Origin of the sequence: Rhizorhabdus histidinilytica, from assembly GCF_900167915.1 — a bacterium.
GTDB classification, from domain to species: domain Bacteria; phylum Pseudomonadota; class Alphaproteobacteria; order Sphingomonadales; family Sphingomonadaceae; genus Rhizorhabdus; species Rhizorhabdus histidinilytica.
This window is the reverse complement of sequence record NZ_FUYM01000002.1, coordinates 90,520-115,600: the sequence shown is the minus strand read 5'-3', so window position 1 is coordinate 115,600 and position 25,081 is coordinate 90,520. Positions and strand designations below refer to the sequence as shown.

Here is a 25,081-nt window from a genome sequence, read left to right as displayed (position 1 = left end):
GGACTTGAAGCCCGCCAGCGCGGGGGAGGACGTGGCCTCGCACCGCCCAGCTAGGGATGGCGGCGCCAAGGGTCAAGGGATGGAAGCCGGAGACCGGCCTCGTTCACGCCGCCGACTGGGTCACCCCTTCGAGCGCGGCGGTGAAACGGCGGCGCCACCACATCACGTCCTCCTTCTCGATATTGTCCATGCAGGCGCGCCAGCGGGCCTGGCGTTCCTCCAGCGACATCGCCAGCGCCTGCTCGATCGCGTCGGCGATCTCCTCGGCGCTGTAGGGGTTGATCAGCAGCGCCTCGGTGAGCTGCTCGGCCGCGCCGGCGAAGCGGGAGAGGATCAGGACGCCGGGGTCCTCCGGGTCCTGCGCGGCGATATATTCCTTGGCGACCAGGTTCATTCCGTCGCGCAAGGGGGTGACGAGCCCGACCTTGGCGGCGCGATAGATGCCGGCCAGCCGGTCGCGCGGATAGCCGCGGTTGACGTAGCGGATCGGCACCCATTCGACATCGGCATAGGCGCCGTTGATCCGCCCCGACAGCGCGTCGAGCGAGGCACGGATCTCCTGATAGCTCTGGACGTCGCTGCGCGACGGCGGCGCGATCTGCAGCAGGAACACCTCGCCATGGAGGTTGTCGTTCTGCTGGAGCAGCCGTTCATAGCCGAGGAAGCGTTCCTGCAGCCCCTTCGAATAATCGAGCCGGTCGACGCCGATGATCATGTCGCGGCCGTTGGCGCTCTGCCGCATCCGGTAATGGGCGTAGCGCGCGGCGGTCGACTGGCTTGCGTCCTTGAAATTGTCGGTGTCGATGCCGATCGGGCAGTGGATCGCCACCATCGAGCGGCCGCCGACCGTTACCCTACCATCCTCCGCGATCGTACCGCCCATCTCCTGGAGAACATAGTCACGGAAGCTGTCGAGCGAATCGCGCGTCTGGAAGCCGACCACGTCATAGGCGAACAGCGTCTCGACGAGCTGGCGATGGTTGGGCAGCGACAACAGCAGCCGATAGGGCGGCCAGGGGATGTGGAGGAAGAAGCCGATCCGGTTCGCAATCCCCCGGTCGCGCAGATACTGGCCGAGCGGGAACATATGATAGTCGTGGATCCAGACGAGGTCGTCCGGCTCGATCAGCGGCTCCAGCGTCTCGGCGAAGCGCTGGTTGACCCGTTCATAGCCCTCGGCGAAGCCGCTCTCGAACTCGGCCAGGTCCATCCGGTAGTGGAAGAGCGGCCACAGCGTCCGATTGGCATAGCCGTTATAATATTCGTCGACGTCCTGCTCCTCGAGGTCGATCGTCGCGGTGGTGACGCCAAAATTGCGCTGCAGGTTGATATGGCCGGTGAACTGCTCTGTGGTCTCGCCCGACCAGCCGAACCAGATGCCGCTCGATTCGCGCAGCGCCGCCGACAGCGCGACCGCGAGGCCGCCCTGCCCGCCGCTGCCGCCTTCGCCGATCGGCGGCTGCACCCGGTTGGAGACGATGACGAGCCGGCTCATCGCACCGAGCTCCACGGCTTGCTGAGCAGCGCGGCGCAGTTGATCACACCGACCAGCGAATAGGTCTGCGGATAATTGCCCCACAGCTCCCCCGTCGCCGGATCGATATCCTCGGACAGCAGCCCGGCGCGGGTACGGCGCGACAGCATCTCTTCGAACAATTCCCTTGCATCATCGGTCCGCCCGGTGAGCCATAACGCCTCGATCAGCCAGAAGGTGCACACATTGAACGCGGTGTGCGGCAGACCGAAATCGTCCTCGGTCGCGTAGCGCAGCATGTGCGATCCGCGCCGCAGCCCATCCTCGACTGCGCGCAGCGTGCCCTGGAAGCGCTCGTCGCCCGGCTTGACGAAGCGCAGGTCGAGGAGCTGGATCAGGCTCGCGTCGAGATCGTCGCCACCGAAGGTCGCGGAGATGCGCTGCGTCTCCTCGCGCCAGGCGTCGGCTTCGATCCGCTCGCGGATGGCGTCGGCGCGGGCGCGCCAGAAACCGACCCGCTCCCCCAGCCCCAGCGCCTCGGCGGCGTTGGCGAGCCGGTCGCAGGCCGCCCAGCACATCGCCACCGAATAGGTGTGGACCTGACTCCTGGTCCGCAGCTCCCACAGACCCGCGTCGGGCTGGTCATGGACCTGCCAGGCGCGCTCGCCGATCTTCTCGAGCGCGCGGAAATCCTCTTCGCCCGCCATGCGGTAGAGCCGCTGGTCGAAGAAGGCCTGCGCGTTGGACAGGATGATCTGGCCATAGGCGTCGTGCTGGACCTGGGCATAGGCCTGGTTGCCGATGCGGACCGGCCCCATGCCGCGATAGCCGTTGAGCGCGGGGGCGACGCCCTCCACCAGCGTCGCCTCGCCACCGACCCCGTAGAGCGGCTGGATGTGACCGCCCTTGGCATTGTCGACGATGTTGCGGAGATATTCGAGATAGCTTTCCAGCACGTCGAGCGCGCCGAGCCGGTTGAGCGCCTGCACCGTATAATAGGCGTCGCGGATCCAGCAGTAGCGATAGTCCCAGTTGCGCTGCGAATCGGCGTGCTCGGGGATCGAGGTGGTGAGCGCCGCGACGATCGCGCCGGTCTCCTCGTGCTGGCACAGCTTGAGCGTGATCGCCGAGCGGATCACCGCCTCCTGCCATTCGACCGGGGTGGCCAGCGCCCGCACCCAGCGGCGCCATTCGTGCGCGGTGTGTTCGAGCATGGTGTCGAGCGTGTCGCCGATGTCGCCGATGAAGCTCTCGTCGGGGCCGAGGAAGAAGTGGAGCGGCCGCTCGACCCGGAACAGCCTTTCGCTTTCGAGCCAGCCGACCGGCGCCGAGGTCGACAGCCGCAAGGTCGTCTCGCTCAATATGTAGCGGATATGGTTCGATCCGCGCGTCCGTTCGGGCTCGCCGCCCCCCCAGTCGTGCGCGGGGCGCAGCCGCACGCGGATGCGGGGGCTGCCCGCGGTGGGCCGGACGATCCGGCAGAAGGCGACCGGGCGGTACATCCGGCCATGGCGGAAGAAGCGCGGGCAGAAATCGACCACCTCGATCGCGTTGCCGGCCGCGTCGATGTGATGGGTGACGAGGATCGGGGTATTGCGGATATAGTCCTGCCGGGTCTCGGCGCAGTCCTCGAGGTCGATCTCCCAGAAGCCGCGTGCGCCCGGCGCCGCCGGCGGATTGTCGTCCAGCAGCGAGCAGAACACCGGATCGCCGTCGACCCGCGGCACGCAGGCCCAGACGAAGCGCCCGGCGCGGTCGACCAGTGCGGACGCCTGGCAATTGCCGATCGGCCAGAGGTCGAGCGTCGCGGTCACGCGGCGACCTCCCACAGCCAGCGGCGCACCGACCCGACGTCGGCGAGGCCGTAGAGCGCGGCGCTTTCGCGACGGGCGCCGACCAGCACGCCGAAGCCGCCCATCGCGCCCGCCACCGCGAGCGCGGGTTCGTCGGTCAGGTCGTCGCCGATCACGACCGGGCGGCTGCCCGCCATCGGCGCCTCGGCCATCAGCGCCTCGACCGCTTCGCCCTTGTTCCAGCCTGGGCCGCGCAGCTCGACCATCATCTTGCCGGGCTGGACGACAAGGCCGTGGCGCTCCGCGATCGCCTGGGCGCGGCGCTTGACCGGCTCCTCCAGGATCGGCGCGACGCGATAGTGCATCGCCACGCCATGGCTCTTCTCCTCGATGATCATCTCGGGATGGCCGGCGCCGTACAGCCGGACGTCCGCGATCGCGCCGTCGAGCCCCTCGGGCCTGGGCGGCTCGATCAGCCGGCCGTCGCGGCGCACCTCGGCGCCATGGCTGCCGGCGAGGGCGATCTCCGCGGTGACCGGCCCGACCATCTGGTCGAGCTGGGCGATCGATCGGCCGCTGACCAGCGCGACCCGCCCCGCGAAGCGCCGGTGCAGCGTCGTCAGCAGCTCGACCAGTTCGGTGTCGGCGCGCACCAGTTCCGGGTGGTCGACGAGCGGCACCAGCGTCCCGTCGAAATCGACGAAAAGACTGTGGCTCGCTGGATCGATCGCCGGCGGGGGCGCGAGCACCGGCTGATGGGACCGGGACAGCATTTCATTTCCTCGCCGCAATAACAGCCGTGGAATCAACCGGTCATGGACGGACCGGTCATCGGCCGGGGTGAACTGCGGGGAGGACGCGCGGCGGCGGGATTGGGTTCCGTTCCGGCCGCGAATTCATGGCGCGGATGCGCCGGAAAAGCCGGGCACAACGGAAAGCACCCCCGGGCAAGGGAACCCGAGGGTGCGTCCCACGCGGTGGAAATTGCCAGTCCGGCCGCGTGTAAGGCGGTGCCTCCCGGGGGGTCAGGTGCTTGGGGATTCCCGGGAGGCTAGGTAGGGACCGGGCTGGCTCCGGCCGTGTCGGGTCAGTGGGCGGCGACGGTGATCCGGCCGTTGTCGGCGAGCTGGGTGCCGGCCTTGGCGAGCGCCAGCTCGACCTGGGGCATCGCCCGGGCGGTGGCGACCTTGGCGCAGGCCTTGGCTTCCATCGCACCGTCGAGCGAACGGTCGCCCTCGAAGGTGCAGACGTCGCGGGCCGCGCGCTCCACCCGCTTCTTCAGCGAAGCCGCGCCGTCGGCGCTGGCGAGATCGAGGTCGGCATAGCTGACCGCCGAGACCTTCCCTTCGGCCGCATAGGCGGGGAAGGCGACGGTGCCGCTGGTGGCGAGGGCGGCGGCGAGGGCGGCGATGATCTTGGTCGAACGGGTCATGTCGTGTCTCCTGTTGTGCGCCGGACGGGGGTGGCGACCTTCGTCCGGTAAAATCCCTGTTCCGCGGCGCCCCGGGCTTGCTTCCGAACCGCCGTTGAGCAACCAACTATGCCAAGGGCCGTTGACCCGCATCGACACTTCGACCGACCGCGCCGCCGCCTCCACAAAGGTCGATTTCGGCCGACGAACGTCCGGTGGCGGTCGACGAACGACAGGAGAGGCATGAAGCGGCGATCGATCGACGGCAGAGAACCGAATCGCCAACAGCGCATTGCAACGAAATTGTCACATTTGTAGGGAGCCCCGATACGCCCGGGGGATTCGCACCATTCGCCAGATCGCCGTCCTGCCCTATCGCACCACCGAAGCAGGCCAGACCGAGGTCCTGCTGATCACCTCGCGCGAGACGAAACGGTGGGTGCTGCCCAAGGGCAACCGGATCAAAGGCCTGAAAAGCCACGAGGCTGCCAGCCACGAAGCCTATGAGGAAGCGGGCCTGGTCGGCATCGCCTGTCCCTATGCGATCGGCACCTATCAATATCGCAAGCAGCGCCGCAACGGCACGTCACGCCCCGCGACGGTCGACATCTTCCCCTTCTCGGTGACGACGCAGCTGGACAGCTGGCCAGAGAAGGACGAGCGCGAGCTGCGCTGGTTCACCCCCCAAGCCGCGGCCGCCGCGGTCGACGAGGAGGAGCTTCGCGACATCCTGGCCGGGTTCACCCCGCCGGTCTGGAATCCCGGCCTTGCCGAACGGGTCGTCACGGCCACCCGCCGCCATACAGCAGAAAGGTTCACCATCGTGCGCTGGTTCCAGGCATTGCTGCCCAAGCAGGGCAGCTTCTTCGAACAGTTCGAGGCGCACGCGGCGCTCAACGTCGCCGCCGCCGACGCGCTCGGGCGACTGCTGCAAGGCGGCCCGGACATGCCGCTCCACAGCCAGGAGATCTTCGACCGGGAGAACGAGGCGGACGACATCATCCGCGACGTTCTGGTCGACGTCCGCAAGACGCTGATCACGCCGTTCGACCGCACCGCGATCACCAGCCTGATCGGATCGATGGACGACGCGATCGACCAGATGAACCAGACCGCCAAGGCGATCACGCTCTACGAGGTCCAGGAGTTCGAGCCGCAGATGCGCGACATGGCCGGGCTGATCGTCGAGGCCGCCCGGATCACCGCCGACGCGATGCCGCTGCTGCGCGACCTCGGCCGCAACGCCGGCCGGCTGCACAGCCTGACCGAGCGGATAGTCCGGCTGGAAGGCCATGCCGACGAGATCCACGCCGCCGGCCTCAAGACGCTGTTCAAGGCGAAGGGCGACAAGTCGCCGATGGCCTTCATCATCGGCCGTGAGATCTACAGCCATCTCGAGAAGATCACCGACGCCTTCGAGGACGTCGCCAACGAGATCCAGGGCCTCGTGCTCGACCACGCCTGACCATGGAACTCATCTCCTTCCCGCTGCTGGTCGGGCTGATCGCCATCGCGCTGGCGTTCGACTTCCTGAACGGCCTGCACGACGCGGCGAACTCGATCGCGACGGTGGTGTCGACCCGCGTGCTCAAGCCGCACCAGGCGGTGGCGATGGCCGCCTTCTTCAACTTCATCGCCTTTCTCTTCTTCGGCCTCCATGTCGCCGAGACGGTGGGCAAGGGGATCGTCCATGCCGACATCATCGATGCCCATGTGATCTTCGGCGCGCTGATGGGGGCAATCAGCTGGAACCTGATCACCTGGCTGCTCGGCATCCCCTCCTCGTCCAGCCACGCCCTGATCGGCGGCCTGCTCGGTGCGGGCACGGCCAAGGCCGGGGTGGGTTCGATCGTCTGGTCGGGCGTGCTCAAGACCAGCTTCGCGATCGTGCTGTCGCCGACGATCGGCCTGGTCCTCGCGCTGTTGCTGGTCCTGATCACCAGCTGGGTGTTCGTGCGCAGCTCGCCCGGCGCCGCCGACAAGCGCTATCGCCGGCTGCAGCTCATCTCGGCCTCGCTCTACTCGCTCGGCCATGGCGGCAACGATGCACAGAAGACGATGGGGATCATCGCGGTCCTGCTCTATTCGCAGGGCCTGCTCGGGGGCTCCTTCCACGTACCTTTCTGGGTGGTGATCAGCTGCCAGGCGGCAATGGGGCTGGGTACGCTCGCAGGCGGGTGGAAGATCGTCCATACCATGGGATCGAAGATCACCCGGCTGACCCCGGCGCAGGGCTTCTGCGCGGAAACCGGCGGCGCGATCACGCTGTTCACCGCGACCTGGCTGGGTGTGCCGGTGTCGACCACCCACACCATCACCGGCGCGATCGTCGGCGTGGGCTCGTCGCGGCGGCTGTCGGCGGTGCGTTGGAACGTCGCCAGCAGCATCGTCGTCGCCTGGGTGGTCACCCTCCCCGCCGCCGCAGCATTCGGCGCGGGCTTCTACCTGCTGGCGGGGCTTTTCTAGAGTCAGTTTCAGATTGATCGAAACCATCCGTTCGTGTCGAGCGAAGTCGAGACACGTTCCGGGAGCCGACGTCCCTCGACTTCAGCCTATGGCTGAAGTTCATCCCGAGCGCCTGCCTTGCAGGCAGTCGAGGGGCTCGGGACGAACGGGTCAATCTAACTGAGACTGACTCCAAACCGACTCTAGAAGCGGTTCAGCGCGGCGCGAGACCGATGGTCAGCATGTCGACCATCCGGCTCGCCAGTTCCTCGGCGCTCAGCTCGCCGCCGGGAACGTGCCAGCGCGCGGGCCAGTTGAGCGCGCCCGCCAGGGTAAAGGCCAGCAGCTTCGAATCGGTCGGCACAATCGAGCCGTCGGCAATGCCCTCCTCGATGAAGCCGCGCATCGCCGCGTCGATCCGGCGCTTGCGTTCGCGCAGGCCCTGCCGCCCTTCGGGCGACAGCGGCTCGGGCCCTGTGCGGATCACGCAGCGGCCGAAATCATCCATGTTCGCGCGGGCATAGGCGCGCAGGAAATGCCGCAGCCGGTCGAGGCCGCTGCCCGGCGCCTCCCGCGCCTCGTCGATCGCGCGATGATATTGCTCGATGCCAAGCGCGATGCATTCGAGCAGCACCCGCTCCTTGTTGCCGAGATAATGGTAGATGGTGGGCTTCGACACGCCGAGGCTTGCCGCCACATCCTCGAGAAGGGTCGCGTGATAGCCACGCTCGTTGAACATCCGCACTGCGGCGATCAGCAGCGCCCGGCGCTTCGCCGAACGCTCCTCCGCCTTCTGCTCGCGGGTCCGGAACGGGGATGCCGGGGCGTCGGTCTCCATCGCCGAGCGTTGACATAAAACCGATCAGCAATCAATATACCCATGAGTAACCTGTTCGCCGAGGTTCCATGATTCTCTCCGAGACCCAGTCCGCGATCCAAGAAGCGGTGCGCGCGTTCGCGCAGGAGCAGATCCGCCCGCGCAGCCAGGCGTTCGAGGCCGCCGGCGGCTATCCCGCCGGGCTGTTCGAGGAGCTGGCGGGCCTCGGCCTGCTCGGCATGGTCGCGCCGGAAACGGTCGGCGGCGCCGGGGCCGACTATGTCTCCTATGCGCTGTCGCTGATCGAGATCGCCGCGGCAGACGGCGCGCTGTCGACGATCGTCTCGATCCAGAACAGCCTGCTCGTCGGCGGCCTGCTGAAGGAGGGCAACGAGGCGCAGAAGGCGCGCTTCCTGCCTGAGCTGATCGGCGGGCGGATGATCGGCGCCTTCGCGCTGACCGAGGCCGACGCCGGCTCCGACGCCGCCGCGCTGCGCACCCGCGCGACGCGGGCCGAGGGCGGCTGGGTGCTCAACGGCGCCAAGCAGTTCATCACCTCGGGCAAGATCGCCGGGGTGGCGATGGTGTTCGCGGTGACTGATCCGGCCGCCGGCAAGAAGGGCATCTCCGCCTTCCTCGTCCCCACCGACAGCCCCGGCTATGCGGTCGACAAGGTCGAGCACAAGCTGGGCCAGGCGGCATCCGACACCTGCGCGATCCGCTTCGACGACCTGTTCGTCGAGGACGGGCTGCTGTTCGGGGCCGAGGGGCGCGGCTACAACATCGCCCTCGCCAACCTGGAGCAGGGCCGCATCGGCATCGCCGCGCAATGCGTCGGCATGGCGCAGGCGGCGCTGGAGATCGCGGTCGCCTATGCGCGCGACCGCCGCAGCATGGGCAAGCCGATCATCGAGCATCAGGCGGTGGGCTTCCGTCTCGCCGACCTTGCCACCCGGCTGGAGGCGGCGCGCCAGCTCGTCCTCCACGCGGCGAGCGTCAAGGATGCGGGGCTGCCTTGCCTGAAGGAAGCGTCGATGGCGAAGCTGTTCGCGTCCGAAGCCGCCGAGGCGATCGTCTCGGGCGCGATCCAGACACTGGGCGGCTACGGCTATCTCGAGGAATTCGGGCTTGCGAAAATCTATCGCGACGTCCGCGTCTGCCAGATCTACGAGGGCACGTCCGACATCCAGCGGATGGTGATCGCCCGCGCCCTTTAAACGAAGGATATCAGCATGAGTACCGATCCCGTCGTCATCGCTTCCTATGCCCGCACGCCGATGGGCGGCTTCCAGGGTGCCCTCGCGGGCGCGTCGGCGACCCAGCTCGGCGCCGCCGCTGTCAAGGCCGCGGTCGAGCGCGCCGGCGTCGACGCCGACAAGGTCGAGCAGATCTTCATGGGCTGCGTGCTGCCTGGCGGGCTCGGCCAGGCCCCGGCCCGCCAGGCTGCGCTCGGCGCAGGCCTGCCCCGCTCGGTCGAGGCGACCACCGTCAACAAGATGTGCGGATCGGGCATGCAGGCCGCGATCATGGCGCACGACGCGCTCGCCGCCGGCAGCGCCGATGTCATCGTCGCGGGCGGCATGGAGAGCATGTCGAACGCCCCCTATCTGCTCGCCAAGCATCGCTCCGGCGCGCGCATCGGTCATGACGTGGTCAAGGACTCGATGTATCTCGACGGGCTGGAGGACGCCTATACGCCCGGCAAGCTGATGGGCGCCTTCGCCGAGGATTCGGCGCGCGACTACCAGCTCACCCGCGAGGCGCAGGACGACTATGCGATCCGCTCGCTGAGCCGGGCCAACGCCGCGATCGAGAGCGGCGCTTTCGACCGCGAGATCATCCCCGTCACCATCGAGACGCGCGGCGGCGCCACCGTGGTCGAGCGCGACGAGCAGCCCGGCAAGGCCCGTCCCGACAAGATCCCGACGCTGAAGCCCGCCTTTGCCAAGGACGGCACGATCACCGCCGCCAACGCCTCGTCGATCTCCGACGGCGCCGCCGCGCTGGTGATGACCCGGCAGAGCGTCGCCGAGAAACTCGGCCTGCCGGTCGTGGCGAAGGTTGCCAGCCACGCCGCCCATGCGCACGAGCCCGGCCTGTTCACCACCGCGCCGGTGCCGGCGATCCAGAAGGCGCTGAAGAAGGCCGGCTGGACCGTCGACGACGTCGACCTGTTCGAGGTCAACGAGGCCTTCGCCGTGGTCGCGATGATCGCCGCCAAGGACTTGAACATCCCGGCGGAGAAGCTGAACGTCAACGGCGGCGCCTGTGCGCTCGGCCATCCGATCGGCGCGAGCGGCGCGCGCGTGCTGGCGACCCTGCTGGCCGCGTTGCAGAATCGCGGGCTGAAGCGCGGCGTCGCCAGCCTCTGCATCGGCGGGGGCGAAGCGACGGCGATGGCGGTCGAACTGGTCTGATGCAGCCGCCGTTGCGGCGCAGGAAAGGGAATGCTGAATGGAACTGAAGGGCATAGCCGCGATCGTCACCGGCGGCGCGTCGGGCCTGGGCGGGGAAACCGCCCGGATGCTCGCCGCCAACGGCGCCAGGGTCACGATCTTCGATCTCAATGCCGATGACGGCGCCAAGGCGGCGGCCGAGATCGGCGGCCATTTCGTCGCGGTCAACGTCGCCGACGACGCCAGCGTCGCCGCCGGCATCGCCGAGGCGGAGGCGAAGCACGGCATCGCCCGCGTCCTCGTCAACTGCGCCGGCATCGCGCCGCCCGCGCGCATCGTCGCCAAGGACGGCAGCCCCCACGCGCTCGACCTCTACCGCAAGGTGATCGAGATCAACCTGGTCGGCACCTTCAACACGCTGTCGAAGTTCGCCGCCCGGCTGGTCGCGGCCGATCCGATCGGCGAGGAGCGCGGCGTGATCGTCAACACTGCCTCGGTCGCCGCGTTCGATGGACAGGTCGGCCAGGCGGCCTATGCCTCGTCCAAGGCCGGCGTCGCAGGCCTCACCCTGTGCGCCGCGCGCGACCTCGCCCAGCACAAGATCCGGGTCATGACGATCGCCCCGGGCATCTTCATGACCCCGATGATGAAGGGCCTGCCCCAGGCGGCCCAGGATTCGCTGGGCCAGCAGGTGCCGCATCCCAGCCGGCTCGGCGACCCGGCAGAATATGCGATGCTGGTGGAGAGCATCCTCAGGAACCCGATGCTCAACGGCGAGACGATCCGCCTCGATGGCGCGATCCGGATGGCGCCGCGATGAGCGCCGCGAACCTGCTCGTCGAGCGCGAGGGCGCGGTCGCGAAGCTCACCCTCAACCGGCCCGAGGCGGCCAACGCCCTCGACATCGACCTCGCCCGTGCGCTGGTCACCGCCGCACTCGACTGCGAATATGATCCGGCGATCCGCTGCGTCACGCTGACCGGGGCGGGCCGATTGTTCTGCGCCGGCGGCGACGTCGCCTATATGGCCGGCGCCGGCGACAAGACCGCCGCCGCCACGGCCGAACTCGCCAGCACCCTGCATCTGGCGATGTCGCACCTCGCCCGCATGGGCAAGCCGCTGGTCACGATCGTCAACGGCCCGGCCGCCGGCGCCGGCTATGGCATGGCGCTGAGCGGCGACGTGGTGCTGATGGCGCGCTCGGCCAGCTTCACGCCGGCCTATGGCATGCTCGGCGTGTCGCCCGACGGCGGGCTGACCTGGCTGCTGCCCCGCCTCGTCGGGCTGCGCCGCGCGCAGGAGATCATCCTCACCAACCGCAAGGTCGGCGCCGAGGAGGCCGAGGCGATGGGCCTGGTCACCCGCGCCGTCGACGACGACACGCTCGCCGCCGAGGGTGCCGCGATCGCCGCGAAGCTGGCGGCGTCCGCCACATATGCGATCGGTTCGGTCCGCGCCTTGCTTCTGGATTCCTACGCCAATAGCTGGGAAACGCATCTCGAACTGGAAGCGCGCGGGATCGCTTCCGCGATCTCCAGCCGTGACGGGCAGGAGGGCGTCGCTGCCTTCCTTGCCAAGCGCAAACCCGATTTCACAGGTAGCCGATGACCCTGCGCACCCGCTTCACCGAACTGCTCGGCATCGAGCATCCGATCGTCCAGGGCGGGATGATGTGGGTCGGCTATGCCGAGCTGGCGGCGGCGGTGTCGAACGCCGGCGGACTCGGCATCCTGACCGCGCTGACCCAGCCGACCCCCGATGACCTGCGGCGCGAGATCGACCGCTGCCGGTCGATGACCGACAAGCCCTTCGCGGTGAACCTCACGATCCTGCCGTCGGTCAATCCGCCACCCTATGCCGAATATCGCCAGGCGATCATCGACAGCGGCATCAAGATCGTCGAGACCGCAGGCCACAAGCCGCAGGAGCATGTCGACGAATTCAAGGCGCACGGGATCAAGGTGATCCACAAGTGCACCGCCGTCCGCCATGCGCTGTCGGCCGAGCGGATGGGGGTCGACGCGATCTCGATCGACGGCTTCGAATGCGCGGGACATCCGGGCGAGGACGACATCCCAGGGCTGATCCTGATCCCGGCGGCGGCCGACAAGGTGAAGATCCCGATGATTGCCAGCGGCGGCTTCGGCGACGGCCGCGGCCTGGTCGCCGCGCTGGCGCTGGGAGCCGAGGGGATCAACATGGGCACGCGCTTCTGCGCTACGGTCGAGGCGCCGATCCACGACAATATCAAGCGCTTCATCGTCGCCAATGACGAGCGCGCGACCAACCTGATCTTCCGCAAGTTCCACAATACTGGCCGGGTCGCGAAGAGCGCGGTATCGGACAAGGTGGTCGAGATATCGGCCCGTCCCGACGCCGTGTTCGAGGATATCCGTCCCTATGTCTCGGGCATCAAGGGGCGCGAGGCGCTGCGCACCGGCGACCTGGATGCGGGCCTGGTCTGGGCCGGGCAGGTCCAGGGACTGATCCACGACATCCCGACCTGCAAGCAGCTGATCGACCGGATCATGGCCGAGGCCGAGGCGATCATCGCCGATCGCCTGGCGGGCTTCCTGTCGCGCGAGGGCGCGCGGCAGGCCGTCGCCTAGCGACTCGATAAGCTAGTCCGCTCATCCTGAGGAGCCATTGAGCGAAGGCGAAATGGCGTCTCGAAGGATCCTTCGAGACGGGCCTTCGCCAAGGCTCAGTCCCTCCTCAGGATGAGCGAGCCGGACAAAAGCTCGATGCTCTGAATCAGGCCGGGGCCTTCTCCGCCGCGATCGAGCGCAGCGCCTGTTCGAACACGTCGGCGGGCTGGCCGCCGGAGATCAGATAGCGATCGTCGACGATGATCGCCGGCACCGAATGGACCCCGCGCCGCTGCCACAGATGCTCGGCGTCGCGCACCTCGGCGGAATAGCGGTCCGACCCGAGCACCGCCGCGGCCTCGTCGCGGTCCAGCCCGGCCTCCGCCGCCGCGTCGATCAGCACGGCGCGGTCGGACGGGTCGCGCTGCTCGGTGAAATAGGATTCGAACAGCGCGTGCTTGAGCGCCCGCTGCCGCTCGCCGCCCAAGGTGCCGGCCCAGTGGAGCAGGCGATGCGCGTCGAAGGTGTTGTAGATGCGGCTGTCGGGTCCATGGTTGATCGCAAAGCCGACCTGCGCGGCGCGGTCGCGGATCATCTCACGCGTCGCCGCCGACTGCTCGGGCGTCGAGCCATATTTGCGGGCGACGTGCTCGGCGAGGTTCTCGCCCTCCTTCGCCATCGTCGGGTTGAGCTCGAACGGCTGGAAATGGATCTCGACCGACAGCTCGCCGCCAGTCCGCTCGATGGCCTGCTCCAGTCCGCGCAGCCCGATGACGCACCATGGACAGGAGATGTCGGAAACGAAGTCGATCTTGATCGGGGTGGCCATGGCGGCGTCCTCTCGCTGGGTCCGCCTTATATAGTCATTCGAAGGCGAGCGCCAATTGCTCGGCGGTCACGACCATCTCGTCGTCGCCCTCGCCCAGGCTCGACAGGGTGACGCCGAGCAGGCGAACGCCGAGCGCGACCGGTTCAAGCGGCGCGAGCAGCGCCAGCGCGACCTCCTGAATGCGCGCCGCGTCGGCGATCGGGGCCGGCAGCGTGCGGGCGCGGGTGAGGGTACGGAAGTCGGAATAGCGCAGCTTGATCGATACGGTCCGCCCCGCCTTGCCGGTCCGTTCGGCATGGCGCGCGACCGTCTCGCTCGATTCGAGCAGTGCCGCCGCCAGATCGTCATGCGAATAGAGATCGTGGAAGAAGGTGTTTTCGGAGCCGATCGACTTGCGCACCCGATCGGGCCGCACCGCGCGGTGATCGATGGCGCGCGCGGCGAGGTAGAAATAGTCGCCCGACTTGCCGAATTGCTGGCCCAGGAATTCGCGGCTGCACCGGCGCAGGTCGGCGCCGGTATGGATGCCCAGCTTCTCCATCCGCGCCGCCGTCACCGGCCCGACGCCATGGAAGCGCCCGACCGGCTGCCGGGCTATGAAGGCGAGGCCCTGGTCGGGCCGGACCACGCACAGCCCGTCGGGCTTGTTGTGGTCCGAGGCGAGCTTGGCGATGAACTTGTTGTAGGAGACCCCCGCCGAGGCGGTGAGACCGGTCTCCGCCCGGATGCGGGCGCGGATCTGGCGGGCGACCTCGGTCGCGGTGGCGATGCCCTGATGATTGTTGGTGACGTCGAGATAGGCCTCGTCGAGCGAGAGCGGCTCGACCAGGTCGGTATAGTCGGCGAAGATGAGGTGGATCTGGCGCGATACCTCCCGATAGACGTCGAAGCGCGGGCGGACGAAGATCAGGTCGGGGCACAGCCGCCGCGCCAGCGCCGAGGCCATCGCCGACCGCACGCCATATTTCCGCGCCTCGTAGCTCGCCGCCGCGACGACGCCGCGCTCGCGCGTGCCGCCGACCGCGACGGGCCTGCCTTTCAGCGCCGGATCATCGCGCTGCTCCACCGATGCGTAGAAGGCATCCATGTCGATATGGATGATCTTGCGACCACCCTCGGCGCTTTCCTCCCCATCCTCTGGCTGATCGGGCCGCTCCATGGAACAAAGCAGATACAGCAACCCGCCTGCCCTTGCCAACGGAGGATTCGTCGCAGCGGGGGCCGAATGAAGGGGAACCCGCCTAGAAGCGTGGCGTTTTCTCCCCAAGTATTTTCCGCTGTCTTCAATGGAGAGAGACCATGGCCACGAAAAGCACGACCACCCGCTCGCGGTCGGGCGGCACGCGTTCGACGTCGCGCCGCCGGACCAGCAGCAACAGCGGCGCCGCCAAGAACACCGCCACCAAGCGGACGCCGCGCGCCCAGGCACTGACCGACGAGGCCAAGACCGCGATCCGTTCGGTCCGCACCCGCGCGACCCGCGCCGCCCGGAAGGTCCCGACAGATCGCACCAGCCTGTCGATCGCGGCCGGCGTCATCGCCGGCATCGTCGCTGCCGGCGTCGCGATCTTCATGAACCGGGACAGGCTGAAGGCGGCGGCCAATAGCAGCGGCGAACGCCTGCGCAAGGCCGCCGACGATCTGTCGACCATGGCGCACGACCGGATCGACCAGGCCCGCGACAACATCACCCGCTTCCGCGGCCGCGGCCAGAACGGGACCGAGGCGTCGGCGGAGAGCTCGGGAATGGCGGCGAACGGATAACGGCTTGCCCGTCCCTTCGCGGGACGGGGCGGGCGAGAATGGATGGCGGCGCGGCTTTCCCGTCGCGCCGCCATCCTGCATGAATGGGCGATGCGATTCGATCCGGACAGCGAGCGGTGGCGCTACGACCTGCGCCTGTTCATCCTCGCTTATGTGCTGGGGATCATCGCCTTCAGCGCGCTGCTGCCCTGACCACAGGGAGGCGCGATCTCAGTCGCACGCCTTGTGGAGCTTCCAGGCCAGATAGGACGCCCCGAGGCTCGCCACCGCGACGATCAGCAGCGTCTCCGCCACCGATACGCCCATATGGACCATCGAGGCGAGGATCAGCGTCGCCGCTACCATCGCCCCCGAATTGACGATGTTGTTGGCAGCCACGGTGCGCGCGGTCTGCGCCTTCGAAACGGTGGTGGTCAGGAAGGCATAGAGCGGCACGACGAACATGCCGCCCGCCACCGCGATGCCGAGCAGGTCGATCATCACCCGTTCGGATCCCGGCATCTCCATGAAGGCGGCGAAATGGCGGAGCGTACCGTCGGGCGCCGGCCAGTTATGGGCGGTCCACCACATGTCGCAGACGAAAGCGCCCATCACCAGCGCCGCGACCGGCGAACAGCGCGCCGACACGGTTCCGCCGAGGATGCGGTTGATCGCGATCGAGCCGATCGCCACGCCTACGGAGAAAATCGCCAGGAACAGCGTCGCGACATCCTGGTTGGCGCCGAGGACATTCTTGACCAGCGGCGGGAACTGCGCCGCCAGGATCGTGCCCTGCGCCCAGAAGAAGCTGATCGCGAGGATCGCCAGGAACAGCCGCCGCACGTGCATCGTGTCCGATACCAGCCGGATCGACGAACGGACGATGTGGAAATCGACGCCCGCGTCCTGGGTCAGCGGCGGGGCCGGGGGCACCTGCCGGCCGGCGAGCCAGCCGATGACCGCGACCAGCAGCACGCCGAAAGCCGCATGTTCGGCGGCAATCATGCCGCCGACGATCGTGCCCGCCAAAATGGCGATATAGGTGCCCGCCTCGACCAGACCCGTGCCGGGCAGCACCTGATCGTCGTCGAGATGCTGGGGAAGGATCGCATATTTGATCGGCCCGAAGAAGGTTGAGTGCGCGCCCATGCAGAGCAGCGCCAGCAGCATCAGTGGGATATTGCCGAGCAGCAGTCCGGCCGCCCCGGCGATCATGATCAGGATCTCCGCGGTCTTCACCATGCGGATGATCCTCGCCTTGTCATGGCAATCGGCGAGTTGGCCGGACAGCGCCGAGAACAGGAAGAAGGGCAGGATGAACAGCCCGCCCGCCACCGCCGAAAAGGCCGCTTCCTGGGCCGGATCATTGTAGATGCGGTAGATCACCAGCATGATCATCGCGGTGCGGAACAGATTGTCGTTGAATGCGCCCAGAAACTGGGTGGTGAACAACGGCAGGAACCGGCGCTTGGCGAGAAGCCGGAAAGAAGGTGTCATGCGGGGATTCTGCGCCTTATCGGATGTGTCGAGGGTTTGGACCCTAAGCATCGCTCGGGTCTCCCCATAGCCGATAGCCGTTGCGAGGTCCAAGCCGATAACGTCGGGGCGTGTCGGTTCGATGACCGTTCCCCGCCCCTACGGTCGCGGGCATCCGGATATTCCCGCCCGTGCAGCAGGGGGCTTATCTCTTTTCTCCATCCGCGCTAGAGCATGGCCGGAATGCTGACCTTGCCGAACATTCTCACCCTGTCGCGCATCCTCGCGGTGCCGATCCTCGTCTTCCTGTTGTGGCCCCAGCCGGGCAGGATCGACTATGCCATCGCCTTCGGGCTCTACGCGCTGATGGCGATCACCGACTATTTCGACGGCTATCTGGCCCGCGCGCAGGGCACGGTCTCCCGGCTGGGCATCTTCCTCGATCCGATCGCCGACAAGATCATGGTCGCGGCGGTGATCCTGATGCTTGTGCTCACCGACGACGTGTCGGGCTTCGCGACGATCGCGGCGCTGATCATCCTGCTGCGCGAGATCGCGGTGTCGGGCCTGCGCGAGTTTCTGGCGGGCGTGCGCGTGTCGGTGCCGGTCAGCCAGCTCGCCAAGTGGAAGACGACCTTCCAGCTCGTCTCGCTCGGCGCGATCATCCTGGGCGGCGCGCTGCCCGAATGGCGGTGGATCGAGCAGGTTGGACTGTTCAGCCTGTGGGCCGCTGCGGTGCTGACGCTGATCACCGGCTGGGACTATCTCCGCGTCGGCATCCGGCACATGGACTGAGCGGACACGGACCGGACCATGGCCATCGAACTGCTTTACTTCGCCCGGATCCGTGAGGCGATCGGCCGCAGTGCCGAGACGGTGTCGCCACCCGCCGAGGTTGCGACCGTCGCGGCGCTGGTCGATTGGCTGGCGGCGCGCGGCGGCGGCTATGCCGAGGCGTTCGCCGACCGGGCGCGGGTGCGCGCCGCGATCGGCGACGGCTTCGTCGGTCCCGACGCCCCGATCGCCGGCGCACGCGAGATCGCGCTGTTCCCGCCGGTGACCGGCGGATGAGCGCGGCGATCCTCGTCCGCGTCCAGACCGCCGATTTCGACGTCGGCGCCGAGCTGGCGCGGCTCGAGGCGCTCGGCGGCGGAGGCGTCGCGAGCTTCACCGGCGTGGTGCGTGGCGGCGGCGGACTGGAGGCGCTCGAGCTGGAGCATCATCCCGGCATCACCGAAACGATGATGGCGCGCATCGCCGGGGAAGCGGCAGCGCGCTGGCCCCTGCTCGGCGTCACCGCGATCCATCGGCACGGCCGGCTGCTGCCCGGCCAGCGCATCGTGCTGGCGGCAGCGGCCTCGCCACATCGCGCGGCGGCGCTGGAGGCGACCAGCTTCCTGATCGACTGGCTCAAGACGCGCGCGCCCTTCTGGAAGAAAGAGCATTTCGCCGACGGCACCAGCCGCTGGGTCGAGGCGCGCGCCGAGGACGATGCCGCCGCGGCGCGCTGGGAGGGCGGGGGCGCGAGGACAGGGGAGACCGCCGAACGATGAGCGCCGAGGAGCTTCCCGACCTGCTGCTGGCCGTCGCCGACGGCGACCGCACCGCCTTTGCTCGCTTCTACGAGCGGACCTCGGCAAAACTTTTCGGCGTGGTCCTGCGTATCTTGCCGGAGAGAGCGATGGCGGAAGACGCGATGCAGGAAGCCTATGCGAAGATCTGGCGCAACGCCGCGGGGTTCGATGCCCGGCGCGGCAGCCCGATCACATGGGCGGCGACAATCGCGCGCAACGTCGCGATCGACCTGCGCCGGCGCGAGCGGCCCGCCGGCCGCACCCGCGACGAGGATTTCGATTTCGACGCGCTCCGCGATCCGCAGGAGGTGTCGGCCGAGCAGCTCGCGGCGCTGCGCGTCTGCCTCGACCGGCTCGATGCCGATCAGCGCGCGCTCGTGCTCGCCGCCTATCTGAACGGCGAAAGCCGCGAGGAGCTGGCCGAACGGCTCGGCCATCCGACCGGAACGATCAAGAGCTGGCTGCATCGCAGCCTCGCCCGGCTGAAGGGCTGTCTCGATGGCTGATGACATCGATATGCTGGCCGGCGAATATGTGCTCGGCACGCTCGACGAGGCCGAGCGCCGCGCCTTCGAGCGCCGGCTGCTGACCGATCCCGCCGCCGTCGCGGCGGTGGCGACGTGGCAGGAGCGGCTGTCCCCGCTGCTCCTCGCCGTGCCGGAGGAGGCACCCTCCTCCAGGCTGTGGACACGGATCGGCGCGGGCGCCGGCCCGGCCAACGACAATGGCCGGCTGCGCCGCTGGCAGGTCGCGACGGTCGCCGCCGCGCTCGTCGCACTGGTCAGCACCGGCGTCGCACTCCGGCCCCATGCCGGACCGCCCGCTCCTGCGCCACAGGTCGCGCAGCAGGCCCCTTCGCCGCTGTTCCAATCGGTCGCCGCGCTCAGCGAGCAAGGCGGCGCGCCCGCGCTGCTGGTCACCTATGACCGTGAGCGCAAGGAGATGCGGGTGATGCCGGTGAACGTCGCGCCGCGCCCCGGCCACAGCCTCGAACTCTGGGTGATCGCCGGCAAGGCCGCGCCCAAGTCGATCGGCCTGATGCGCGAGGACGGCGCGACCGAGCTCGACCGCATGGCGCTCGATCTGCAGCAGGAGATGACGATCGCGGTGTCGGTCGAGCCCAAGGGCGGATCGCCGACCGGCCTGCCGACCGGGCCGGTGATCTATTCGGGCCGGATGGTCTCGCTGCCCACCAGCTGATAGGACCCGGCGATGAGGATCGCCGCCATTTCCGACATTCACGGCAATCTCGCCGCGCTCGACGCGGTGCTGGCCGACATCGCCCGGCGCGGCGTCGACCGGATCGTCAACCTCGGCGACATCCTGTCCGGCCCGCTCGACCCCGCCGCCACCGCCGACCGGCTGATCGCACTCGACCTGCCGACGATCCGGGGCAATCACGAGCGACAGCTCCTGACCCTCGACCCGGCGGAAATGGGGGCTTCGGACGCTCACACCGCCCCGCTGCTGACCGACGCGCATCACGCCTGGCTGGCGACCCTGCCCGCGACGATGCGGCTCACGCCAGACATATTGCTCTGCCACGGCACGCCGGACAGCGACCTCGGTTATTATCTCGATCATGTCGACGCAGCGGGCACGCGTCCCGCGACGACGGAAGAGATCGCCGCCAGGACCGGGGCGGAAACCGCTGCGCTGATCTTGTGCGGCCACACCCACCTGCCTCGGCTCCATCGCCGTCCGAACGGGCAGACGATCGTCAACCCCGGCTCGGTCGGCCTGCCCGCCTATGCGGACGACCGGCCCTTTCCGCACGTCATGGAAAGCGGGACGCCGCAGGCGCGCTATGCGATCGCCGAACGGCAGGCCGAGGGCGGCTGGACCGCCGAGTTGGTCGCGGTCGACTATGACTGGGAGGCTGCGGCCCGCACCGCCGAGGCGCGCCAGCGGCCCGACTGGGCGATCGCGCTCCGCACGGGACGAATGGCCCCATAGGAGGAGCCGGCTACTCCGCTTCGCGCAGGGCGTCGGCGAGCAGCTTGAACTCCTTCTCCCGCGGTGAGCCCCGGCGCCAGGCGAGCGCGATGCGACGGGCCGGATGGTCGGCGTCGAGCGGCTTGGCGACGACATGGGTGTTCTCGAGGATGCCGGCGTCGAGCGCCATCTTCGGCAGCAGGGTGACGCCCAGCCCGTTGTCGACCATCTGCACCAGCGTGTGGAGCGAGGTGCCGAGCATCGCCGCCTCGGCGCGCAGCTCCGGCCGGTTGCAGGCGGCCAGCGCATGGTCCTTCAGGCAATGCCCGTCCTCGAGCAGCAGCAGCCGGCTCTCGTCGATGTCGTCGGCGACGATGCCGGGCGCGGGCCCCTCCATCTCGCCTTCGGGGAAAGCGACGAACAGTCGGTCGAGGAACAGGTCGACGGACTCGATGTCGCCGCAATGATAGGGCAGCGCCAGCAGCACGCAGTCGAGATGGCCGCGATGGAGCGAGTCGCAGGCGGCTCCCGTCGTCTCCTCGCGCAGGTAGAGCTTGAGGTCGGGCCAGGCCGACCGGAGCTTCGGCAGGATGCGCGGCAGCAGGAAGGGCGCGATCGTCGGGATCACTCCCATGCGCAGGTCGCCCGACAGCGGCTTGCCCGCCGCACGCGCGAGGTCGCCCAGCTCCTCCGCCTCGCGCAGGACGCGCTGCGCCTTCTCCGCGATGCGCAGGCCGAGCGGGGTGAAGCGCACGACTCGTCGCGTCCGCTCGACCAGGGTTATGCCGATCAGGGATTCGAGCTCGCGCAGCCCCGCCGACAGGGTCGACTGGGTGACGAAACAGGCGTCCGCCGCGCGGCCGAAATGGCCATGATCCTTAAGCGCCACCAGATATTGAAGCTGCTTCAGGGTGGGCAGGTAGGTGGCCATTCATCGCCTCCTTCGATCATTGGTGGCGAAATAATCAATTTGAACACTCAGGTCCAGCCTGCCAAATGGCCATCACCGGATCATCCATCGCCTAAAAAGGAGACCCCCCGTGGCGCTTACCGTTGGTGACAAATTCCCGTCGTTCGTCCTGCCCGTGCAGCAGGGCATCTCCGCGCTTCCGGCCGGCGAGACCATCGACACCGGCGATACCGGTGGCAAGTGGAAGGTCGTCTTCTTCTGGCCGAAGGATTTCACCTTCATCTGCCCGACCGAGATCATCGGCTATGGCGAACTGCAGAAGGATTTCGCCGATCGTGACGCCGTGCTGATCGGCGCGTCGACCGACACCGATTTCGTCCACTTCGCGTGGCGCAAGTCGGACGAGCGTCTGGCCAATTGCGACTTCCCCTGGATCGCCGACAACCAGAAGAAGCTGGCCAACGCGCTCGGCATCGTCGATCCGGAGGCCGGCGTCGCCTATCGCGCGACCTACATCGTCGATCCGCACAACGTGATCCAGCACGTCACGGTCAACGGCCTCAACCAGGGCCGTAACCCGCAGGAAGCCATCCGCGTCCTCGACGCCCTCCAGACCGACGAGCTTTGCCCGTGCAACTGGAAGGCCGGCGACGAGGTTCTCAAGCCCGCTGCCTGATCCCCTTTTCAGGTAGCCCGTCGCGCGCGTTCCCCCCACGCGCGCGACAAACGGGGCGCGGAGGACGATGGCCGGCCTCCGCGCCCTTTTTTTGACCACCACCCCGCCCCTTTGTCTGATTGTCGAGAGGAAGATTCGATGTCGCTCAAGGAATTCGCCGACGCCCTGCCCGACTATGCCAAGGACATCCGACTCAATGTCGGCTCGCTGCTCGGCGACCAGACGCTGACCGAGCAACGCAAATATGGCCTGCTGCTCGCTTGCGCCCATGGCTCGGGCTACAAGCCGATCGTGGAGGCGGCCGAAGCCGAGGTCGCCGGCAAGCTGAGCCCGGAGGCCGCCAACGCCGCCCGCGCCGCGGCCGCGGTGATGGCGATGAACAACGTCTATTACCGCTTCGTCCATCTCGCCTCGAACAAGGAATATGGGCAGATGCCGGCCAAGCTGCGGATGAACGTGATCGGTTCGCCCGGTATCGAGAAGGATGATTTCGAGCTGTTCAGCCTCGCCGTATCGGCGATGAACGGCTGCGGCCTGTGCATCGACAGCCATGAGAAGGTGCTGCGCCAGCACGGCGTCGCCGCGGACGTGATCCAGACCGCCGCGCGCGTCGGCGCGGTGATCAAGGCCGCCGCCACCGTCCACGCGACGGCGGTGTGAAAAACCCCGGTTTCCTCCCTGTTTCGGGGAGGAAACCGGCTGCCTGACAAGCTGGACTTATCACGTACCGTTCAGGAACATCTTTGCAGGGCGGAACGGCCGGCCTATATTGGCCGTTCCCGATGGAGTGGGCCCTGAAGGATTTCGGATGTTCGACGGACTGATTTCCTACCTCGATTCGATCAAGGCGCGCGACCCCGCCCCCCGGTCCCGATGGGAAGTGCTGCTCTATCCGGGTGTGCTGGCGCTGGGGCTCCACCGCGTGGCGCACTGGCTGTTTCAGGCCGAGCTCTATTTCCTCGCGCGCTTCGTGAACCACTTCTCCCGGATGATCACTGCGATCGACATCCATCCGGGCGCCCAGATCGGCCGCAATTTCTTCATCGACCATGGCTTCGTCGTGATCGGCGAGACGGCGGTGATCGGCAACGACGTCACCATCTACCAGGGCGCCACGCTGGGCGGCACCAATCCGACCAACGGCGAGGGCGGCAAGCGCCATCCGACGATCGGCGACGGCGCGATCATCAGCCTGGGCGCGGCGATCCTCGGCCCGATCACGGTCGGCCCGCGCGCGCGGGTCGGTGCCAATGCGGTCGTCACCCGGGACGTGGCCGAGGGCCAGGTCGTGGTCGGCATTCCGGCCAAGCCGATGCTGGTCGACGCCCGCGAATATCAGAAGGGCTTCGTGCCCTATGGTACGCCCTGCAGCGAGCGCTTCGATCCGCAGACCCAGCAGCTGGAGATACTGCGCTGCGAGCTGGAGGTGCTGCGCGGCCGCATCGGCAAGCTGATCGACGAGCGCGATGCCGCGCGCGCCAAGATCGACGAGGATCGCGAAACCGCCTGATGGGGACGGTGGCCCCCTTCCCGGCCAAGCCCCTGCAAGTGGGGTTCGACCGGCTCGAACTGACCCGCATCCTCGATCTTTACGGCCGGATGGTCGCCGCCGGGCTGTGGCGTGACTACGCGATCGACCTGGGTCGCGAGGCCGCCTCCTTCGCCGCCTTCCGCCGCTCGGCCGAGCGGCCCGAATATCGCATCGAGAAGCGCCCCGCCCTGCGCACCCGCCAGGGCATGTGGGCGCTGATCGGCGAAGGCGGCACGATCCTCAAGCGCGGCCAGGAACTGGGGCCGGTGCTCGCCCCCGTCGAACGACGGCTGATGAAGCTCGTCGACTAGGCCGCGAACCGTGCCGGACGGAAGCTGTCGAGCAGGTCGATCCGCGCCCCGTCGAGGATTTCGGTCGCCGCCCAGCGCCCCAGGACCGGCGCCAGCGTGACGCCGCTGTGGGTCACGGCGACGTAGAGCCTGTCGACCTTGGGCACGAAACCGACGATCGGGAAGCCGTCGCCGGGCAGCACCCGCTGGCCGATCGTGACCCGCTCGATCGCCGCATCGCGAATCTGCGGCAGATAGTCCGCCGCGCCGGCCAATATGGCCTGCCCGATCGCGGCGGGATCGCCGGTGCCGCCGCCGCCCTCATGGCCGCTGCTGCTGCTGACGATGCGGCCGTCGACGGTCTGGCGGATGGTGCTGTGCGGCGCGAATACGAGCCGGTCGAGCAAAGGCGGCTGCGGCCTGGTGTGGACGAGAATGCCGGGCGAGGAGGTCAGCGGCAGCGGCACGCCCAGGCTCTGCGCCAGCGTCCCGCTGCCCAGCCCCGCCGCTAGGACGACCGCGTCGGCGGTCAGTCCGCCTTCGCGGGTGCGGACCCCGCGCACCTGCCCGCCCGCGACGATCAGTCCGATGACCTCCGCCGGAAAGACGGTTCGCGCGCCGAGCTGCCTGGCTCGGGCCAGCAGGGCCGCCACGGCTTCAGCCGGATCGACGCTGCCCTCCTCGGGAAAGAAGGCCCCGCTCGGATCGCCGGAAACGGTGACGGACGGCACCAGCCGGCGGATGTCCGCGCCGTCAACGGCCTGGCCGGAATAGCCCCAGCCCCGCACGGTGCCGAGCGAGGCGGCGAGTTGCTGCGTCGCTGCCGCATCGCCCCTCCAGTAGACAGCGCCACCCCAGCGCAGTGGGAGGGCCGCGCCCGGCTCCTGCTGCCAGGCGCGCCATCCCGCCATGCCCAGCCAGTTCAGCCCGAAATAGGGCCGCGACGATGCCTTGGTTGAAGCGTTGAGATAGGCGAAGCTGTTGCCGGTGGCGCCGGCGGCGGGGCCGGTGCGATCGAGGATCGTCACCTCCGCCCCGCGCTTGGCCAGTTCATAGCCGATCGCCGCGCCGAGGATGCCGGCGCCGATGACCACCACCTTGCGCGGGCCGCCCGAGGCGGCAAGCGCCGGCCGCGTCGATCCGAGCGCGAAGGCCGATGCCGCGAGAAGCCGGAGTGCCTGTCGCCGGTCCAT

General features: G+C 68.3%; 28 protein-coding genes. 18 read left to right on the top strand and 10 right to left on the bottom strand.

The window, feature by feature from the left end; translation table 11 throughout:
- Window positions 1–103: 103 nt before the first annotated feature.
- The 4 genes from B5X82_RS04315 to B5X82_RS04300 all read right to left on the bottom strand — a co-directional run bounded on the left by B5X82_RS04315 (window position 104) and on the right by B5X82_RS04300 (window position 4,699).
- Complete coding sequence (locus B5X82_RS04315) at window positions 104–1,495, bottom strand: alpha,alpha-trehalose-phosphate synthase (UDP-forming) (RefSeq protein WP_079646874.1); 1,392 nt, start codon at window positions 1,493–1,495, stop codon at window positions 104–106.
- Window positions 1,492–3,288 (bottom strand): glycoside hydrolase family 15 protein, encoded by a 1,797-nt coding sequence (locus B5X82_RS04310; RefSeq protein ID WP_079646872.1) that lies wholly within the window; start codon window positions 3,286–3,288, stop codon window positions 1,492–1,494. Before B5X82_RS04310 ends, B5X82_RS04315 begins: the two co-directional genes overlap by 4 nt.
- Window positions 3,285–4,040 carry a trehalose-phosphatase gene (gene otsB, locus B5X82_RS04305; protein ID WP_079646870.1) on the bottom strand — a complete coding sequence of 252 codons (756 nt, stop codon included), beginning with the start codon at window positions 4,038–4,040 and terminating at the stop codon, window positions 3,285–3,287. Before otsB ends, B5X82_RS04310 begins: the two co-directional genes overlap by 4 nt.
- A 314-nt stretch (window positions 4,041–4,354) precedes the next feature.
- Entirely contained in the window at window positions 4,355–4,699 is a 345-nt protein-coding gene (locus B5X82_RS04300; protein WP_176152461.1) for a UrcA family protein, read from the bottom strand.
- A gap of 328 nt (window positions 4,700–5,027) precedes the next feature.
- On the opposite strand from B5X82_RS04300, the gene B5X82_RS04295 reads away from it, so the two are divergent.
- Entirely contained in the window at window positions 5,028–6,143 is a 1,116-nt protein-coding gene (locus B5X82_RS04295; protein ID WP_047167936.1) for a DUF47 family protein, read from the top strand.
- 2 nt (window positions 6,144–6,145) lie between these two features.
- Entirely contained in the window at window positions 6,146–7,144 is a 999-nt protein-coding gene (locus B5X82_RS04290) for an inorganic phosphate transporter (RefSeq protein WP_079646866.1), read from the top strand.
- Window positions 7,145–7,337: 193 nt separating this feature from the next.
- On the opposite strand, the gene B5X82_RS04285 is transcribed toward B5X82_RS04290, so the two are convergent.
- Entirely contained in the window at window positions 7,338–7,961 is a 624-nt protein-coding gene (locus tag B5X82_RS04285) for a TetR/AcrR family transcriptional regulator (protein WP_079646864.1), read from the bottom strand.
- 68 nt (window positions 7,962–8,029) lie between these two features.
- Here B5X82_RS04285 and B5X82_RS04280 point away from each other — a divergent pair, with 68 nt between their 5' ends.
- Genes B5X82_RS04280 through B5X82_RS04260 form a run of 5 tightly spaced genes read left to right on the top strand, consistent with a single transcriptional unit; the run spans window position 8,030 to window position 12,945 of the window.
- Complete coding sequence (locus tag B5X82_RS04280; protein ID WP_079646862.1) at window positions 8,030–9,157, top strand: acyl-CoA dehydrogenase family protein; 1,128 nt, start codon at window positions 8,030–8,032, stop codon at window positions 9,155–9,157.
- A gap of 15 nt (window positions 9,158–9,172) precedes the next feature.
- Complete coding sequence (locus B5X82_RS04275) at window positions 9,173–10,357, top strand: acetyl-CoA C-acyltransferase (RefSeq protein ID WP_079646860.1); 1,185 nt, start codon at window positions 9,173–9,175, stop codon at window positions 10,355–10,357.
- A gap of 37 nt (window positions 10,358–10,394) precedes the next feature.
- Entirely contained in the window at window positions 10,395–11,156 is a 762-nt protein-coding gene (locus B5X82_RS04270) for an SDR family NAD(P)-dependent oxidoreductase (protein WP_079646858.1), read from the top strand.
- Window positions 11,153–11,944, top strand: a complete 792-nt coding sequence (locus B5X82_RS04265; protein WP_079646856.1) for an enoyl-CoA hydratase/isomerase family protein — start codon at window positions 11,153–11,155, stop codon at window positions 11,942–11,944. The genes B5X82_RS04270 and B5X82_RS04265 overlap by 4 nt, the downstream gene beginning before the upstream one ends.
- Window positions 11,941–12,945 (top strand): NAD(P)H-dependent flavin oxidoreductase, encoded by a 1,005-nt coding sequence (locus tag B5X82_RS04260; RefSeq protein WP_079646854.1) that lies wholly within the window; start codon window positions 11,941–11,943, stop codon window positions 12,943–12,945. Before B5X82_RS04265 ends, B5X82_RS04260 begins: the two co-directional genes overlap by 4 nt.
- A 145-nt stretch (window positions 12,946–13,090) precedes the next feature.
- On the opposite strand, the gene B5X82_RS04255 is transcribed toward B5X82_RS04260, so the two are convergent.
- Both B5X82_RS04255 and dinB read right to left on the bottom strand, forming a co-directional pair.
- Entirely contained in the window at window positions 13,091–13,753 is a 663-nt protein-coding gene (locus B5X82_RS04255) for a DsbA family oxidoreductase (RefSeq protein ID WP_079646852.1), read from the bottom strand.
- A gap of 34 nt (window positions 13,754–13,787) precedes the next feature.
- Complete coding sequence (dinB, locus tag B5X82_RS04250; protein ID WP_079647319.1) at window positions 13,788–14,930, bottom strand: DNA polymerase IV; 1,143 nt, start codon at window positions 14,928–14,930, stop codon at window positions 13,788–13,790.
- A gap of 122 nt (window positions 14,931–15,052) precedes the next feature.
- Between dinB and B5X82_RS04245 the strand changes: the two genes are divergently transcribed.
- Window positions 15,053–15,517 carry a hypothetical protein gene (locus B5X82_RS04245; protein ID WP_079646850.1) on the top strand — a complete coding sequence of 155 codons (465 nt, stop codon included), beginning with the start codon at window positions 15,053–15,055 and terminating at the stop codon, window positions 15,515–15,517.
- 210 nt (window positions 15,518–15,727) lie between these two features.
- On the opposite strand, the gene B5X82_RS04240 is transcribed toward B5X82_RS04245, so the two are convergent.
- Entirely contained in the window at window positions 15,728–16,993 is a 1,266-nt protein-coding gene (locus B5X82_RS04240; RefSeq protein WP_079646848.1) for an MFS transporter, read from the bottom strand.
- A 222-nt stretch (window positions 16,994–17,215) separates the two neighbouring features.
- Between B5X82_RS04240 and pgsA the strand changes: the two genes are divergently transcribed.
- From pgsA to B5X82_RS04210, 6 genes are read left to right on the top strand one after another with little or no spacing between them, the layout of a single operon-like run.
- The gene (gene pgsA / locus B5X82_RS04235; RefSeq protein ID WP_079647318.1) at window positions 17,216–17,767 is read left to right on the top strand and encodes a CDP-diacylglycerol--glycerol-3-phosphate 3-phosphatidyltransferase; all 552 of its coding nucleotides are present in this window, start codon (window positions 17,216–17,218) and stop codon (window positions 17,765–17,767) included.
- A gap of 18 nt (window positions 17,768–17,785) precedes the next feature.
- Window positions 17,786–18,043 (top strand): molybdopterin converting factor subunit 1, encoded by a 258-nt coding sequence (gene moaD / locus B5X82_RS04230; RefSeq protein ID WP_079646846.1) that lies wholly within the window; start codon window positions 17,786–17,788, stop codon window positions 18,041–18,043.
- On the top strand, window positions 18,040–18,525 hold the full coding sequence (locus B5X82_RS04225) for a molybdenum cofactor biosynthesis protein MoaE (RefSeq protein WP_079646844.1): 486 nt from the start codon (window positions 18,040–18,042) through the stop codon (window positions 18,523–18,525). Before moaD ends, B5X82_RS04225 begins: the two co-directional genes overlap by 4 nt.
- Entirely contained in the window at window positions 18,522–19,052 is a 531-nt protein-coding gene (locus B5X82_RS04220) for a sigma-70 family RNA polymerase sigma factor (protein ID WP_079646842.1), read from the top strand. The genes B5X82_RS04225 and B5X82_RS04220 overlap by 4 nt, the downstream gene beginning before the upstream one ends.
- Entirely contained in the window at window positions 19,045–19,746 is a 702-nt protein-coding gene (locus B5X82_RS04215) for an anti-sigma factor (protein WP_079646840.1), read from the top strand. The genes B5X82_RS04220 and B5X82_RS04215 overlap by 8 nt, the downstream gene beginning before the upstream one ends.
- A 12-nt stretch (window positions 19,747–19,758) precedes the next feature.
- The gene (locus tag B5X82_RS04210; RefSeq protein ID WP_079646838.1) at window positions 19,759–20,502 is read left to right on the top strand and encodes a metallophosphoesterase family protein; all 744 of its coding nucleotides are present in this window, start codon (window positions 19,759–19,761) and stop codon (window positions 20,500–20,502) included.
- A 10-nt stretch (window positions 20,503–20,512) separates the two neighbouring features.
- On the opposite strand, the gene B5X82_RS04205 is transcribed toward B5X82_RS04210, so the two are convergent.
- The gene (locus B5X82_RS04205) at window positions 20,513–21,412 is read right to left on the bottom strand and encodes a hydrogen peroxide-inducible genes activator (protein WP_079646836.1); all 900 of its coding nucleotides are present in this window, start codon (window positions 21,410–21,412) and stop codon (window positions 20,513–20,515) included.
- Between the two features lie 109 nt (window positions 21,413–21,521).
- Between B5X82_RS04205 and B5X82_RS04200 the strand changes: the two genes are divergently transcribed.
- The 4 genes from B5X82_RS04200 to B5X82_RS04185 all read left to right on the top strand — a co-directional run bounded on the left by B5X82_RS04200 (window position 21,522) and on the right by B5X82_RS04185 (window position 23,909).
- Window positions 21,522–22,067, top strand: coding sequence for a peroxiredoxin (locus tag B5X82_RS04200; protein ID WP_079646834.1), 546 nt, complete (start codon window positions 21,522–21,524; stop codon window positions 22,065–22,067).
- Between the two features lie 138 nt (window positions 22,068–22,205).
- Window positions 22,206–22,727, top strand: a complete 522-nt coding sequence (locus B5X82_RS04195; RefSeq protein ID WP_079646832.1) for a carboxymuconolactone decarboxylase family protein — start codon at window positions 22,206–22,208, stop codon at window positions 22,725–22,727.
- 148 nt (window positions 22,728–22,875) lie between these two features.
- The gene (epsC, locus tag B5X82_RS04190) at window positions 22,876–23,577 is read left to right on the top strand and encodes a serine O-acetyltransferase EpsC (protein WP_079646831.1); all 702 of its coding nucleotides are present in this window, start codon (window positions 22,876–22,878) and stop codon (window positions 23,575–23,577) included.
- Window positions 23,577–23,909, top strand: coding sequence for a DUF2794 domain-containing protein (locus B5X82_RS04185; RefSeq protein ID WP_079646829.1), 333 nt, complete (start codon window positions 23,577–23,579; stop codon window positions 23,907–23,909). Before epsC ends, B5X82_RS04185 begins: the two co-directional genes overlap by 1 nt.
- On the opposite strand, the gene B5X82_RS04180 is transcribed toward B5X82_RS04185, so the two are convergent.
- Window positions 23,906–25,081, bottom strand: coding sequence for an NAD(P)/FAD-dependent oxidoreductase (locus B5X82_RS04180; protein ID WP_079646827.1), 1,176 nt, complete (start codon window positions 25,079–25,081; stop codon window positions 23,906–23,908). The two genes, B5X82_RS04185 and B5X82_RS04180, sit on opposite strands and share 4 nt — an antisense overlap.